Raw genomic sequence first — 14,820 nt, forward strand, 5'->3', positions numbered from 1 at the left:
TACAAGGACCCGCTGGGCAGCGGCCGCATCCCGTTCAACGGCTATACCAAGCTGGGGATCGAGGCGAACCTGCGGCACGACATTCCCAGATCGCAGGTCGCATGGGGTGTGGGGCTGGGCCACTACGAACAGTCGATGAGCTATCGTCTCACCGAGTTTGGTCATGACTACGAAGGCCCGTTCTGGGGCTCGGCCTTTATCGAGCACAAGGACGTGATGGGGCTGACCATGCGGCTGCAGGCCAACAACCTGCTCGGCGCGCGCCAGCACTGGAACCGCACCGTGTTCACCGGCCCGCGCACCACCGCGCCGATTGCCTTCACCGAGGAGCGCAACCGGCTGATCGGGCCGATCTTCACCTTTCAGGTCAAGGGCAGCTTTTAGACCCGCGAGCCCGAGTTTCCGGCGGCAATTGATCCGGATCGGTACAGCCTCCAGCCCCCTATTGCTCAATGGAGTGGCACTCCCTAAGCAACGCAAAACAAGACGGGGCGTAGGGAAATGGCGGTTGTCGGCGTGTTCAGCGCCAAGGGCGGCGTTGGGAAGACGACCCTTGCGGTCGATCTCGCCTGGCGCTCGGCCATGCGCGGCGGTTTTCGGACATTGCTGTGGGATCTTGACCAGCAGGGCGGCTCGGCTTTTCTGCTCGGCATCGATGATCGCCCGCGCGCTCATGCCGCCTCGGTGTTCCAGCGCGATGGCCGCCCGCGCGACCTGATCGAGCAGACGCCCTATCCCGGTCTCGACTTGCTCAAGGCGGACACCAGCCTGCGCTCGCTTTCGGTCTCGCTGGCCCGGATCGGCCAAAAGCGAAGGCTGGCGCAGCTATCCGGCCAATTGGCATCAAGCTATGACCGCATCGTGCTCGATTGCCCGCCGACGCTGAACGAAGTCAGCGAGCAGGTGGTCAATGCCGCCGATGTCCTCATTGTCCCGCTGCGGGCATCGCCAATGGCGCTGCGCACGCTCGATTCGGTGCGGCGGGAAATCGCTGCGCTCCATGGCCGGCACCCGCCGATCCTGCCCGTGCTGTCGATGTACAACGCCCAGCGGCCGAACCAGCGCGCCTTGCGGGCGAGCGACATGTTCGGCTGGCCGGTGATACCCATGGCCAACCAGGTTGAAACTGCGGCGGCCGAGCGCCGGCCCGTCGGTGCAGGGGCGGGCGGCTCACGCGTGGACATGGCGCTCGACCGATTGTGGGCCGGCATCGAGGCGAAACTGGCTGAGCGAACAGACTTCGTTCCATCTGAAAAGGTGCCCGTACCGGCGTGATCTTACCCTTGCGTTCAGGCACCTGAAAGCAGCACCTCGCCATGACCGCGCGCTTGTATCCGTCCCGCTGACAGGAGGTTCGGCATGATTTCGCGTATCACTTTGGCCGCCGCCGTTTCGCTTGCGGCGCTGGTTCCTTCGTCTGCAATGGCGCGCCCGGCCAGCCATGCGGCCCGACACGATTCACGCGTGGCTGAACGGTTGACCGATCCGGCAGTTCAGGCGCGCGCTTCGGGCATGGCCGCGATCATGAGCGAGATGCTGCTCGACCTCAGGGTTGGCCCGCTTGCCCGCGCTGCTGGCGAATGGGGCGACGAAGACCTGCGCGACGTTCCCTATGATGCCCGGGTTCGCGATTTCGCCGGGCCGGGCCTGCGCGGTCTGCCCGGCGACCTTGCACGGGAAATGCCGCGCGCGATGGGCCAGATGGGCCGTACCGCCGGCGCCATCGAGGACATGATCCCCGAATTCGAGCGCATGGCCGAACAGATGCGCCGCGCCATCGACCGTGCGGACCGCCGTGCAGAGCGCCGTCCGGACCCCCGCGACTACTGATCCGGCTTTTGCACAGATAAAATCGCCCTGTTTCAGGTCTTATGGCTTGGAGCAGGGCGGTGCTATGCGCCATTGGGGCAGGTCATGTGGCAGCTTTACCAATTTCCCCTGTGCCCCTTCAGCCGCAAGGTGCGCCTGCTCATGTCCGAAAAGGGCGTGGGCTATGAATTGTGGCGCGAAAATCCGTGGGAGGGCCGCGACGAATTCCTCGGCCGCAACCCGGCCGGGCGGGTGCCGATGCTCCACGATCCAGAAAAGAAGCTGACGCTGTGCGACAGCCGGGCGATCTGCGAATATTTCGAGGAAACCTCGGAAAAGCCGCAGATGATCCCCGGCAATGCCTCGGCCCGCGCCGAAGTGCGCCGGCTCGTCGCGCTGTTTGACGAGAATTTTTATGAGGACGTCTCCGGCCCGCTGCTGCTTGAAAAGATGAAGAAACGCGTCATCCTGCGCCAGCCGCCTGACAGCCGCGCGCTGCGCCAGGCGATGAAGCTGGCGCACGAGCACTTGTATTACATCGACTACCTGCTCGACCGCCGCCCATGGATCGGCGGCGCGACGATGAGTCTCGCTGACATTGCCGCCGCCGCGCACGTTTCGGTGGCGGATTATCTCGGCGGGATCGACTGGGCGGGACACGATCAATCGCGTAGCTGGTACGCGGTGATGAAAAGCCGCCCGAGCTTCCGCCCGCTGCTCGCCGAACGGCAGGACGGCATCCAGCCGCCCGAGCATTACGGGGATGTCGACGGGTAAGCTGGTCTTGCCGGGCTGACGCCCGAGGCAGGATTTACACGCTGGCCTTGCTGCCAAAGCGCCCGTGCTTGCGGTAGGACACCATCCAGCGGTCAAGGAACAGCGAGAGCGGGCGCGGATCGACGCCCAGCGCTTTGATTCCCGGGCCGCCTGAGGCGACGTTCCCCGCCTTCAGCAGCTTCCACTGATCCGTGCTCAGCGGCGCACCCGGCAGCCAGCCGGTGGCCGCCGCGATCAGGCCGGACACGGCATCGGGCAGTTCCGCAAACAGCGGCTTGCGGTGCTGCGCGGCGGCGATGCGCTGGTTGAGTTCGCCCATGGTGATCACGTCTGGACCGGCAAGGTCATAGGTCTTGCCGCCAAAGACCGCCGGATTGGCCAGCGCATTGCCTACGGCTTCAGCCGCATCGTCGACGAAGACCGGCTGCAACTTGGCCTCAGGCCCGAACACCGGCAGGAACGGCAGGCGCGAGATCAGGCCGGCGAACATATTGATGAAGGCATCGTCCTGCCCGAACAGGATCGACGGGCGCAGGATCGTCGCCTGCGGGAATTCGGCGCGTACAGCGGCTTCGCCCTCGGCCTTGGTGCGGGCGTAATCGACATCGCTCTCGGCATCGCAGCCGAGCGCCGAAATCTGGACAAAGGCGCCGACGCCGGCTTCGCGGGCGGCGCGGGCCAGCGCGGCGGGCGCGCGGACGTGGAGCGTGTCGAGATCGCCCTTGAACGCACCGACAAGGTTCACCACCCCGTCGGCCCCGGCGACGATAGCCGGCAGGACCGAACGGTCGGCCAGGTCAGCACGGACGAACTGGATCTGTCCCAGATTGGCGAGCGCCTTCAGCCGGTAGGCCTTCTTCGGCGTGCGGCACACCACCCGCAGGCGCGCGCCGCGAGACAGCAGGTCCTGCGCCACATGGGCACCGAAAAAGCCGCTGCCGCCCACCAGCACCACCAGCTTGCCGTTCAGCTCGTTTTGCGAAGTCGTCATGTCGGTTCCAAGCCTCAAGAATCTGATCGCGCCCCTTTGCCCCAAGCCGGCAATCTGGGCAACAGGGCAAGCCTCGCAGTCAGTCAGCTTTTCGGGTAGCAGCAAGCGCATGGAAACGCGCAGGTCCGGCCACCGGACTAAAGTCTTCTTCGATGGCGGCTGCCGTCCAAATCCCGGCACGATCGAGGCTGCGGTGGTGATCCGCGGCGCGGCTTACCTGTTCGACGATCTGGGGCAGGGCACCAACAGCGATGCCGAGTGGTTAGCGCTGATTTGCGCGCTAAAGCAGGCTCTGTCGCTCGGTCTGAAAGACATCGTGCTGATTGGTGATGCGCGCGAAATCATCGACCACGCTGGCGAGGCCTTGCGAACCGGCCATGCCCCGCACGCCCATGCCGCCACCTTGCTGGACCTTGCCAAGCAGGTGCCCGGTGCGCGAATCCGCTGGATCAAACGCGCGCAAAATCTCGCGGGGATTGCCCTGGCCGCGCGGCATCCGCGATAGACTGGACTGCGTTAGCGCCCGTCCTTGGCGCGCGTCTGGCGGAATTCGGAGTCCTGACGCCACTGCGGCCAGCGCGTCGATGTGGCGAGATCGCGGCCCACGCGGTAGGCCAGCGTAACGTCCTGCGCGGCGCTGCCGAAGTCCAGCGCCTCGCTCCAGGCATCGCAGGTCTGGTGATAGCAGCGCATATAGCCATCGAGCCAGGCCTGACCGGCAGTGCGGCCACCCTTGGCCAGATCAGGCGCGCCGCTGATCGCCATGAACAGCAGGGTCGGCACCCCGCGCTTGGCCAGCGGGAAGTGATCGGCGCGGTAGAACAAGCCGCGCTCAGGCAGGGCTTCGGGCGTGACCCTGCGCCCCTGCCGCGCCGCAGCGGCGGCAAGATCGTCCTCCAGGCTGTTCTGGCCCTGACCGACCAGCATCACGTCGCGGGCGGGGCCGCCGGTCTGGAGAATATCAAGCGTGATGTTGGCGACCGTGTCCACCGCGCGGTAGACCGGCCGCGTCGCATAGGTTTCCGAACCGAGCAGGCCGCGCTCCTCGGCGGTCCAGAAGGCGAAGACCACGCTGCGATCGGGCGCTTTGCCCCGCTTGAAGGCCCGTGCAACCTCCAGCATTCCGGCCACGCCGAGCGCGTCGTCATTGGCACCGGGCCGCACGGTGCGCCCCTGCGCGTCGGGCGCGCCTTGGCCATAGGCGTCCCAGTGGGCCCCGAACATGACCACTTCGCTCGCCCGCTTCTTGCCATCGATCCGCGCCAGCACGTTGCGGCTCATCAGCGCCTCGTGCGTGACGGGAAGATCGGCTGAAAGCGCTATGCCCAGTTCGACGGGCCGGAACTCAGCTGACCGGGCCTTGACCCTCTGGGCGGCAAGATCGAGGCCCGCAGCGGCGAACAGGCGGTTTGCGGCATCGCCTTCGAGCCAGCCTTGCAAGGCGACCCGGTTCGGCGCACCGGCAACGTCGTAGTTCTCGCCGCCGGGTGCCGTGACCGTGCTCCAGCCATAGCCGGCGCCGGGGGTATCGTGGACGATCAGCGCGGCAATCGCGCCGCGCCGGGCGGCTTCCTCGAACTTGTAGGTCCAGCGCCCGTAATACGTCATCCGGCGACCGCCGAAGCGGCCTGCGACCGGCTCGCCGGCCTTGGCCTCGAAATCCGGGTCGTTGATCAAGAACACCGCGACCTTGCCCTTGAGGTCGGCGTCCTTGAAATCGTCCCAGCCGCGTTCGGGGGCGGTAACGCCGTAGCCGACGAAGACCAGCGAGGACGAAGCAATGCGCACCTGATCAGCGGCGCGCACGGTGCTGAGGTAAATGTCGCGCTTCTGGGTGAGGGTCAGGCTTTGCCCAGTGCCAGCAGCCGTGCCCGCAGCGGTAATCGTGCCGCTGCCAAGCTGGGTGCGGACCAGCGGCACAGGCTGGGTCCACGTGCCGTCCGGGCCGCCGGGCTTGAGTCCGATCGCTTTCAGTCGGCCGACCAGCCAGTCGATGGTCTTGTCCTCACCAGCCGTACCGGGCGCGCGGCCGGCAAAGCCATCCGATGCCAGCGTCCGCACGTCATCGGACAAGCGCTGCGGCGAAATCGCCGGGGCCTCGGCGCGCGGCGGTTTTGCGGCGGCGCCGGCAATCGGCAACAGGGAAAGGGCAAGGACGCACAGGGTCAGGAGCGGTCTGGTCATCGCCGCTGTCTAGCCCATCACGCCAGCCAAGCCATCCCCCGCTTTTGCAATCTGACGCGCCTGATTGCCTTTTCGCCCGTCGACCTTCGTGTACCCTCTGGACAGGAGCCAGCCGTGGGCTTCAGAAGTGTCCGAGGATCGCCGTTCAGGCCAGCTTGAAGGCCGCAAGGTTGAAAACCCGGGCGGCACCGGCTTGACGAAGTGAACGTTATCATTTAGGTGAACGTTCACAACAAGCATGACGAGCGCACAATCGCGCCGTTTTCTGGGGGAGAATCGTTGATGAAGGCCTTCCGCAATCCGATGATCGGACGCTTCCTTTTGGGTACGTCGATTGTTGCGCTTGGCACTGCCGCTCAGCCCGCCATGGCCCAGAGCGCTGAGGCCGAAGCCGATCTCCCCGATGCCATCGTCGTCACCGGCATCCGCGCCAGCCTTGCCAAGTCGCTGGAAATCAAGCGCGATGGCCAAGGCGTCGTCGATGCCATTTCGGCTGAAGACATCGGCAAGTTCCCCGATACCAACCTCGCCGAATCGCTGCAGCGCATCACCGGCGTATCGATTGACCGCAACAGCGGTGAAGGATCGACCGTCACGGTTCGCGGCTTTGGCCCTGATTTCAACCTCGTCCTGCTCAACGGCCGCCAGATGCCGGCATCCAGCCTTGGCGGTAGCAGCGGCGCTCCGGCATCGCGCAGCTTCGATTTCGGCAACCTCGCTTCTGAAGGCATCTCCGGCGTCGAAGTCTACAAGTCCGGCCGCGCCACGCTGGCCACCGGCGGCATCGGCTCGGTGATCAACATCAAGACTGCGCGCCCGCTTGATCGCAACGGCTTCACCGGCAGCATCGGCGTCAAGGCAGTCTATGACACCTCGCGCTTCGAAGGCAGCAAGATCTCGCCCGAAGTCTCGGGCATCATCAGCGACACCTTTGCCGACGGCCGCATCGGCGTGCTGGTCAGCGGTTCGTACCAGCGCCGCAAGGGCAGCCAGGCGCAGTTCAACGCCGGTTGGCGCGAAGGCTATCTTGGCAATGAAAACAACTGGGGCTCGCTGCCGGTCGACGCCAACGACTGGCGCGGCAACTTCGCCCAGACGAAGAACCGTCCGGGTCCGACCACGGTCTATCAGGTGACGCAGAACGCCGGTTATGACTTCACCAGCTTCGATCGCGAGCGGATCAATGGCCAGGCCGTCCTGCAGGTCAAGCCGACCGACACGCTGGTCGCGACGATCGACTACACCTTCTCGCAAAACACCATCGACGCGCGCACCAACTCGATCGGCGTCTGGTTCAACCACGACCAGACCAGCAGCAGCTGGACCGATGGCCCGGCCGCCGGCCCCAATTTCTATGCCGAGAACTTCGGCCCGGGCAAGGACCTCGCCATCACCGGTGCGGTCGCGGCCAACCGGTCAGTCAACCGCTCGCTGGGCGGCAACCTCAAGTGGGACGGCCCGGGCGGCCTGCGACTTGAGCTTGATGGTCATCACTCGACCGCCGAAAGCAAGCCGACCCTGCCTTATGGCAGCGGCATTGCCGTGGGCAGCGCGATCTTTGGCGTGAAGTCGCAAAAGGTCGATTTCACCACCGACATGCCGGTGATCTCGGTGTCGATGTATCCGGGTTCGGAAATCAACGCGGGCAACATCCGCCCCGCAGGCAACGCTTTCCGCAATGCCTATATGCGCGACGAGCTCAACGAAGCTTCGCTGCGCGGCGGTTTCGATTTCGACGCTTCGTTCATCGACAGCCTCGACTTCGGCGTGACCTATACCGACAATCACGTTCGTTCGGCCTTCGGCGTCATCCAGAATGATACCTGGGGCGGCACGCTGACCGCCGCGAACACCCCGGACAGCCTCTACTCCGCCACGGACCTGCCCAATGACCTCAAGGGCATGGTCGGTTCGAACGGCGCGGGGATCATCCCGACCTATTTCAAGGTCGACACGGTCAGTCTGATCACCCTGCTCGACAAGCAGATCGGCATCTGTGCCTCGTCGCAGGCGGCGGGCACCTGTCTTGCCAAGTACACCGCCGACCGCACGGTGAAGGAACGGACCTGGGCGCCCTATATCCAGAACTCGCACACCTTTGACCTGTTCAGCAACCCGGCGCACCTGCGCATGGGCCTGCGCTATGAAAACACCAAGATCGATTCGTCGGCGCTGGTGCCGATTCCGAACCGAACGGTGTGGACCGGCGGCAACGAAACCGCGATCATCTATGGTGCGACATCGGCTTCTGCTTCGCTGAAGGGCCGTTACCAGAACTGGCTGCCGGCGTTCGATTTCGACATGTCGCCAGGTGGCAACATCAAGTTGCGCGCATCCTATAGCCACACCATCACCCGGCCCGACTATGGCTCGCTACAGGGCGGCACGACGCTGGACTCGCCGATCCGTATCGGCGGCAGCACCGGCGCCAGCGGCAACCCCGGACTGCTGCCCTACAAGTCGAAGAACATCGATCTCTCGGCCGAGTGGTACTACAGCAGCGACAGCTACATTTCCGCCGGGTTCTTCCACAAGAAGGTCCGCAACTTCATCAGCCAGACGCAGGTCAACATGCCCGCGTTCGGCCTGACGAATGCCGCAGCCGGTCCGCATGCGGCTGAAGCCCGCACGGCTCTGGGATCGGGCGCCTCGGCGGCGCAGATTGTTGCCTATATCGCCGCAAAGTATCCTTCGACCTATGACGCCGCCAATGGCGGCATCATCGGCACTTCGGGCGATCCTCTGGTCAACTTCATCATCACCCAGCCGACTAACAGCACCCAGCAGGCCAAGCTGTGGGGCTGGGAGTTCGCGGTGCAGCATCGCTTCTGGGAAACCGGCTTCGGTGCGATCCTGAACTATACGATCGTCAAGAGCGACACGAAGTTCGACAACGCCTTGCGCTACACCGTCCCGCAGTTCGCGGTGAACGGGGTCAGCGACAGCGCCAATGCCGTGCTTTATTACGACAAGAACGGCCTGCAGGCCCGCGTCGCCTACAACTGGCGTGACGGCTTCCTCGCCGGCTATGGCTTCGATCCCTACTACGTAAAGCCCTATGGCCAGTTCGACGTCAGCATGAGCTACGAATTGCGCAAGGGCCTGACGGTCTTTGCCGAAGGGATCAACATCACCAACGCCGATCGCCGTGGCCATATGCGCAACGACCAGACCGTGTTCTTCTCGGCTCCCGGTTATGCGCGCTATGCAGCGGGCGCGCGATTCTCGTTCTGATGTGACGCCATTGTCTCCTCCCTGAGACACCTTGAGCCGCACTGCCCCATGGCAGTGCGGCTCTTTTATCCTTCGAGATGCACTCTAAGGTGCCCCGGTAATGTCCAGCGCGGTTGAACATGTCGTGATCGTCGGCGGAGGCACCGCAGGGTGGCTCTCGGCCGCATTGCTCGCGGCGCGGCACCCGGAACTGGCAATCACCCTCGTCGAGGCGCCCGACATTCCCACCATCGGCGTTGGCGAAGGCACCTGGCCGACCATGCGCGAGACGCTTGCGACCATCGGCATCGCCGAAAGCGAATTTCTGCGCGAATGCGATGCCTCGTTCAAGCAGGGCTCGCGCTTCGATGGCTGGCTGGATGGCAGCGCCGGAGACAGCTATCTCCACCCGTTCACCCCGCCGCCGCCCGGTGACATGCGCGACCTCCTCGCCGCGTGGCAGGCAACTGCCGCTGACCGCTGTTTTGCCGAAGCGATGACCGCCCAGCACGCCGCCTGCGCGCGCAACCTCGCCCCGCGCCAGCGCGCGATGCCGGACTATGCCGGCGCGCTGAACTATGGCTACCACCTCGATGCCGGCAAGTTCGCCGCCCTGCTGGCGCGGCACGCCACCCAACGGCTGAGCGTGCGCCATGTCTCAGCCGCCGTCACCGGCGTGGTGGCTGGTGACGGCGGGGACATTGCCGCGCTCGAGCTGCGCGGGCACGAACCGCTGGCCGGGGACCTGTTCATCGATTGCTCGGGACAGGCGGCGATCCTGATCGGCGGGCATTGCGGGGCGGCGTGGATCGACCGCTCCGACGTGTCGTTCAACGACCGCGCGCTGGCCGTGCAGGTTCCAGTTGCGCCAGACAGCGCGGTTGCATCGCAGACCACCGCCACGGCGCACGAAGCCGGCTGGCTGTGGGACATCGCCTTGCCAAGCCGCCGGGGCATCGGCTGCGTTTACAGCTCGCGCCATCTGTCTGATGATCGGGCCGCGCAGATCCTGAAGAACTATGTCTCCGCGCATGTTCCGGGCGTTGATCCAGCAAGCCTGCAGCCCCGCAAACTGGCCTTCGTCACCGGGCACCGCGACCGCTTCTGGGCCGGAAACTGCCTCGCCGTGGGCCTGTCCGCCGGGTTCATCGAACCGCTGGAAGCATCGGCCATCGTCATGATCGAACTGTCGATCAAGGCATTGGCCGACAACTTCCCGCAAAGCCGCGCAGCGATGGATATCCATGCCGGGCGCTTCAATGAGCTGTTCCGCTATCGCTGGGACCGCATCGTCGAATTCCTCAAGCTGCATTACGTGCTGAGTCGCCGCCGCGAGCCCTACTGGCTGGCGCAGCGCTCGCCCGAGACGATTCCCGCCCGGCTGGCTGAATACCTGACGCTGTGGCGCGACCAGCCGCCATCAACCTGGGACCTGCCGCGCGTCGACGAGATATTCTCTGCCGCCAGTCAGCAATACGTGCTCTACGGCATGGGCTTTGCGCCGCCTGCCCATGCGGGGTATCCTTCACCCGCCGCGCTGGCCAAGCTGGCCGAAGTGCGCGATCGTTCCCGCGCACTGGCAGCGGCGCTGCCGGCCAACCGGGACTATTTCATTGCCGCAGCCGCACAGACGCGCGCGGCTCAGGGAGAACTTGCCAGCCAATGAGCAACCACCAGCTTCTCAACAGTGGCGACCATGCCGGCTTGCGCGTCCATGTCGATGCCGGCGCGGCTTACGGCGATGCCACCATGGCCTGCCTCACCGTGCCGGCCGAATTCCGGCAGGTGCAGGCGCATTTCCCCATCGTCTTTCGCCGCGACATTACCTCTGGCCGGATGTCGGCGCTGGCGCTGTTCGGCTTCGAGGACGGGGAAAACCTGTTCCTTGCCGGCGACCGCTGGGATGCCGGCTATCGCCCGGTGGCGCTGTCGATCCAGCCCTTCCTGATCGGCCGTCCGGCGAGCGAAGGGGCGGAGCCGCAAGTCCATGTCGACATGGATCACCCGCGCGTATCGTCCAGCGGCGAAGGCACGCTGGTGTTCGATGAAGAGGGCAAGCCGACCCCGCACCTCGAAAGGATCGCCGCCATGCTCGGCGATCTCGACCATGCCCACCGCGAGGGCGAGGACTTCTTTGCCGCGCTCGAACGCCATGCGCTGATCGAACCGTTCACGCTCGAAGTGCCGCTGGGGGACGGATCGAAGCATTCGCTGGTCGGCTTCCAGACGGTCAACGAGGAGAAGCTGGCGACGCTCGATGGCGATGCCCTGCGCGATCTGCTTGCCGCCGGGCACCTCGGCCCGCTGTACATGGCGCTGGCCTCGCTCTCGCAGTTCTCGAAACTGGTCGACCGCAAGAACGCGAAGGTCATGGGTGGCTGAGGCCGACGCCTCGATCTATGCCGCGCTGACGGCAGTGCAGGAGCGCGAGGCACCCGATGCCGCTGCGCTGGACGGCCTGCTGCGCGGTGCGACCACGCCTTTTGTGATCCGCGGCCTCGTGCGCGACTGGCCGCTGGTTCAGGCCGGCCTGCGCTCGGCAGCAGACGCGCGGGCCTACCTCGTCGATCATGCCCGCCCGGTGCCTTTCGCTGTGTCGATCGGCGCGCCCGGCGGCGATGGCCGGCTGTTCTACGACGCCGCCATGCAGATGAATTTCAAGATGGCGAAAGGCAAGCTGGCGGATATTTTCTCCGGCATCGACGCCAATGAAGGCCGCGCCGACGCGCCGATGATCTATCTCGGTTCCATCGACGTGCCGACCCATTTCGACGGGCTTGAGGCGGATAACCATCTGGACCTCGGCACCCGCGAGCCGCTGGTAAGCCTGTGGATCGGCACGCCGACACGCATCGCCGCGCATAACGACTTTCCCGACAATCTCGCTTGCTGCGTCGCCGGCAAGCGCCGCTTCACGCTGTTCCCGCCCGGCCAGTTCGGCAACCTCTACCTCGGCCCGATCGATAACACCCCCGCCGGCCGCGCGGTGAGCATGGTCGATTTCCATGCACCGGACCTTGCCGCCCACCCGCGCTTTGCCAATGCGCTGGAGCACGCGCTGGTGGCCGAACTGGAGCCGGGCGATGCCCTGTTCATCCCGTCAATGTGGTGGCACCATGTCGAAGGACTGGCCCCGTTCAATGTGCTGATGAATTACTGGTGGCGCGAAACGCCGCGCTTTCTTGGCCAGCCGCAGGACGCGCTCAATCACGCGATCCTCTCGATCCGCGATCTGCCCGCTGCCGAAAAGGCGATCTGGCGCGATCTGTTCGATCACTATGTCTTCGATAACGGGCCAGAGGCCACCGACCACATCCCGGCAGGCGCGCGCGGTGTGCTTGATCCGCTCGACGCCGAATCCGCCGGTCGCTTGCGATCCTTCCTCCTGAGGGCATTGAGCCGATGATGAGTGAATACAAGAAGCGCCGTGTCGTCGTTGCCGGCGGCGGCACCGCCGGCTGGATGACCGCCGCTGCGCTGGCGCGCACCATGGGGGATTCGATCGAGCTTACCCTGGTGGAATCCGATATGATCGGCACGATCGGCGTGGGCGAAAGCACGATTCCGCCGCTGGTCAACTACAACCGCCTGCTCGGCATCGGCGAGGCGGAATTCATGGCTGCCACCCAGGCCACGTTCAAGCTGGGGATCAATTTCGAAAATTGGAAGCTGGACGGCGACACCTACTTCCACTCCTTTGGCCTCACCGGGCGCGATCACTGGTCGGCGGGCTTCCAGCACTTCTGGTTGCACGGCCTGACCAAGGGCCACCGGCACAGTTTCGACGATTACTGCCTTGAGCTGAAAGCCGCCCATGCCGGCAAGTTCGCGCACCTTCCGGAAAACCGGATGAACTATGCCTACCAGCTTGATTCCACGCTCTACGCCGCCTACCTGCGCAAGCTCGCCGAGGCGGATGGCGCCTTCCGGATCGAGGGCAAGATCGGCCGGGTCGAACTTGATGGCGAGAGCGGCAACATCGCCGCGCTGGTGCTCGATTCCGGGCAGCGGCTCGAAGGTGATCTGTTCGTCGATTGCACCGGCTTCCGCGCCCTGCTGATCGAAGGCGCGCTGCATGTCGGCTTCGATGACTGGACGCATTGCCTGCCCTGCGATTCGGCCATCGCCGTCCAGACCGCCTCGGTCAGACCACCCATTCCCTACACCCGCGCGATTGCCCATGATGCCGGTTGGCAGTGGCGCATTCCGTTGCAGCACCGGCAGGGCAACGGCATCGTCTATTGCAGCCGATACCTTGAAAAAGATGCCGCACTTGACCGATTGTTCTCCACGATCGAGGGCGAACGCCTTACCGAGCCGAACTTCATCCGCTTCACCACCGGCGCGCGGCGCAAGCAGTGGCATCGCAATTGCGTTGCAGTCGGGCTGTCGGGCGGCTTCATGGAGCCGCTGGAATCGACCAGTATCCACCTCATCCAGCGGGCCATCCTGCGCCTCATCCGCATGATGCCGATGGGCGAGGTGAGCGAGCGCGACGTGGCCGAATTCAACGAGCAGCAGCACACCGACATGCTGCAGGTCCGCGATTTCCTCATCCTCCACTACAAGGCCACCGAGCGCCGCGACAGCCCGTTCTGGCGTCAGTGCGGCGATATGGAGATCCCCGAAAGCCTCACCCAGAAGATCGAACTGTTCCGCGAAACCGGCCGCGTCTTCCGCAAGAACGAGGAGCTTTTTGCCGAGAACAGCTGGGTTCAGGTGATGATGGGGCAGGGGATCATGCCACGCGCCTACCATCCCATCGCTACGAAGCTTTCGGACAAGGAGCTGGATCACCTGCTCTCCGGCCTGCGCGACAGCGTGGCGAAAACGGTCGCCAGCCTGCCTGAACACCAGGCCTATGTCGCAAGCTATTGCGGTGCGCGCGCGGCGGAAGCGGCATGAACGCGCGTGTTCTGGGCTTGCTTGCTGCGGGTTCAGTGCTGCTCTCGGCCGCACCGGCGCTTGCCGACGACTGGAAAATGGTCTGGTCCGACGAGTTCGACCAGCCGGCCATCGACCCAGCCAAATGGGGCTTCGATGTCGATTGCTGGGGCGGCGGCAATGACGAGCGGCAGTGCTACACGGCGCGCCCCGCCAATGCCGCGATTGTCGATGGCAAGCTGGTGATCACCGCACGCCGCCAGCGTTACACCGGCCCGGCCCTCCCCGAAGCGCAGCGCAAGACCGCCGCAGATCCCCGCGCGCAGGCCACCCGTGAGTTCACTTCCGCGCGGCTGACCACGCGGGGCAAGGCCGCATGGCGCTATGGCAAGATCGAGGTTCGCGCGCTCCTGCCGCAAGGGCAGGGCACCTGGCCGGCGATCTGGATGCTGCCCGAAAAGGACACTTATGGCCCCTGGGCGGCATCGGGCGAGATCGACATCCTTGAGGCAGTGAACCTCGGCGTCCCCTGCAAGACCTGCAAGGGCGGGCGTGAAGACACGATTCTCGGCACGCTGCACTTCGGCGAGAAATGGCCGAAAAACGTCCACTCGGGCGACGAGGTCCACGCCCCGCAGGTGCTGGAAGGCTTCCAAACCTATGCCATCGAATGGGCCCCCGATCGCATCGTCTGGTTGATCGATGGCAAGCCCTTTGCCGAGCGCAAGGCCAGCGACTGGTGGTCCTCCGGATCGAAGACCCGCGGCGCGCCGTTCGATCAGAGGTTCCACCTGATCCTCAACCTCGCCATCGGCGGCAAGCTGGCTGAAACGCGCGGGCTTGGCGGAGTTTCGCGCAAGGATTTCCCGAAGCGCTATGCCATTGATTGGGTTCGCGTCTGGCAAAAAGACGCAAAGCCCGTTACCGCCGCCGTGGATCGACCCACGGGGAAGGGCGAATAG

Annotated in this window: 12 protein-coding genes and 1 pseudogene; 11 read left to right on the top strand and 2 right to left on the bottom strand. The window is 65.0% G+C overall.

Annotation, left to right across the window (positions count from 1 at the left end):
- From RMO89_RS14755 to RMO89_RS14770, 4 genes and pseudogenes are all read left to right on the top strand, one after another.
- Nucleotides 1–384 (top strand): annotated as a pseudogene (locus RMO89_RS14755) (TonB-dependent receptor); the annotation flags it as partial.
- A 117-nt stretch (nt 385–501) separates the two neighbouring features.
- On the top strand, nt 502–1,275 hold the full coding sequence (locus tag RMO89_RS14760) for a ParA family protein (protein WP_310534035.1): 774 nt from the start codon (nt 502–504) through the stop codon (nt 1,273–1,275).
- A gap of 84 nt (nt 1,276–1,359) precedes the next feature.
- Complete coding sequence (locus tag RMO89_RS14765; RefSeq protein WP_310534036.1) at nt 1,360–1,830, top strand: hypothetical protein; 471 nt, start codon at nt 1,360–1,362, stop codon at nt 1,828–1,830.
- An 84-nt stretch (nt 1,831–1,914) separates the two neighbouring features.
- Nucleotides 1,915–2,586 (top strand): glutathione S-transferase family protein, encoded by a 672-nt coding sequence (locus RMO89_RS14770; protein ID WP_310534038.1) that lies wholly within the window; start codon nt 1,915–1,917, stop codon nt 2,584–2,586.
- 34 nt (nt 2,587–2,620) lie between these two features.
- Here the strand turns inward: RMO89_RS14770 and RMO89_RS14775 are convergent, their stop codons facing one another.
- The gene (locus RMO89_RS14775) at nt 2,621–3,577 is read right to left on the bottom strand and encodes a complex I NDUFA9 subunit family protein (RefSeq protein WP_310534040.1); all 957 of its coding nucleotides are present in this window, start codon (nt 3,575–3,577) and stop codon (nt 2,621–2,623) included.
- On the opposite strand from RMO89_RS14775, the gene RMO89_RS14780 reads away from it, so the two are divergent.
- Complete coding sequence (locus RMO89_RS14780) at nt 3,576–4,082, top strand: reverse transcriptase-like protein (protein ID WP_310534042.1); 507 nt, start codon at nt 3,576–3,578, stop codon at nt 4,080–4,082. The two genes, RMO89_RS14775 and RMO89_RS14780, sit on opposite strands and share 2 nt — an antisense overlap.
- An 11-nt stretch (nt 4,083–4,093) precedes the next feature.
- Here RMO89_RS14780 and RMO89_RS14785 read toward each other — a convergent pair whose 3' ends face one another.
- Complete coding sequence (locus RMO89_RS14785) at nt 4,094–5,761, bottom strand: M28 family metallopeptidase (protein ID WP_310534043.1); 1,668 nt, start codon at nt 5,759–5,761, stop codon at nt 4,094–4,096.
- Nucleotides 5,762–6,043: 282 nt separating this feature from the next.
- Here RMO89_RS14785 and RMO89_RS14790 point away from each other — a divergent pair, with 282 nt between their 5' ends.
- From RMO89_RS14790 to RMO89_RS14815, 6 genes are all read left to right on the top strand, one after another.
- Complete coding sequence (locus RMO89_RS14790; RefSeq protein WP_409035561.1) at nt 6,044–8,995, top strand: TonB-dependent receptor; 2,952 nt, start codon at nt 6,044–6,046, stop codon at nt 8,993–8,995.
- A 100-nt stretch (nt 8,996–9,095) separates the two neighbouring features.
- Nucleotides 9,096–10,640, top strand: coding sequence for a tryptophan 7-halogenase (locus tag RMO89_RS14795; RefSeq protein ID WP_310534046.1), 1,545 nt, complete (start codon nt 9,096–9,098; stop codon nt 10,638–10,640).
- Nucleotides 10,637–11,356: a SapC family protein gene (locus RMO89_RS14800; protein WP_310534047.1), complete on the top strand. Its 720-nt coding sequence runs from the start codon at nt 10,637–10,639 to the stop codon at nt 11,354–11,356. Before RMO89_RS14795 ends, RMO89_RS14800 begins: the two co-directional genes overlap by 4 nt.
- Nucleotides 11,349–12,380, top strand: a complete 1,032-nt coding sequence (locus RMO89_RS14805; RefSeq protein WP_310534048.1) for a cupin-like domain-containing protein — start codon at nt 11,349–11,351, stop codon at nt 12,378–12,380. The genes RMO89_RS14800 and RMO89_RS14805 overlap by 8 nt, the downstream gene beginning before the upstream one ends.
- Nucleotides 12,380–13,879, top strand: coding sequence for a tryptophan 7-halogenase (locus tag RMO89_RS14810; protein ID WP_310534050.1), 1,500 nt, complete (start codon nt 12,380–12,382; stop codon nt 13,877–13,879). The genes RMO89_RS14805 and RMO89_RS14810 overlap by 1 nt, the downstream gene beginning before the upstream one ends.
- Nucleotides 13,876–14,820 (top strand): glycoside hydrolase family 16 protein, encoded by a 945-nt coding sequence (locus RMO89_RS14815; RefSeq protein WP_310534052.1) that lies wholly within the window; start codon nt 13,876–13,878, stop codon nt 14,818–14,820. Before RMO89_RS14810 ends, RMO89_RS14815 begins: the two co-directional genes overlap by 4 nt.

Origin of the sequence: Novosphingobium sp. (assembly GCF_031424035.1) — a bacterium.
GTDB lineage: Bacteria > Pseudomonadota > Alphaproteobacteria > Sphingomonadales > Sphingomonadaceae > Novosphingobium.